We start from the raw sequence: 370 nt of genomic DNA, 5'->3' as shown, positions 1-370 counted from the left end.
CCTGGGGACCCAGCCATTCTTTGAAAGCCTGCATTCGTTCCTCCAAAAAAGATAGGTTTTGTCGATGTTAGTGGAGCAGGGCCTGTAGCTCCAGTAGTTCCAGTGTTCCAGTAGTTCCAGTAGTTCCTGTAGTTCCTGTAGTTCCTGTAGTTCCTGTAGTTCCTGTAGTTCCTGTTGCTCCAGTAGCTCCGGTTGCTCCAGTAGCTCCGGTTGCTCCAGTAGCTCCGGTTGCTCCAGTTGCCCCGGTCGATCCTGGCGGGCCACCAGAAGAACCAGTTGGACCAGTCGGACCTGGAGGACCTACCGCAATCGGTGTAGACAAAATACTATCGAGCTTGCTATCCAACAATAGTTCCTTCTTGGTTAACTC

The 370-nt window shown here is 51.9% G+C and carries 1 pseudogene; it reads right to left on the bottom strand.

Going from position 1 to position 370, the window contains the following annotated elements:
* Positions 1–325 (bottom strand): annotated as a pseudogene (locus ACQ5DJ_RS30045) (collagen-like protein); the annotation flags it as partial.
* Positions 326–370 lie beyond the last annotated feature (45 nt).

The sequence above is a fragment of the Brevibacillus sp. FIR094 genome (assembly GCF_050477165.1).
Classification (GTDB): Bacteria; Bacillota; Bacilli; order Brevibacillales; family Brevibacillaceae; genus Brevibacillus.
The sequence above is the reverse complement of the archived record's forward strand: the minus strand, read 5'-3'. Positions and strand labels throughout refer to the sequence as shown.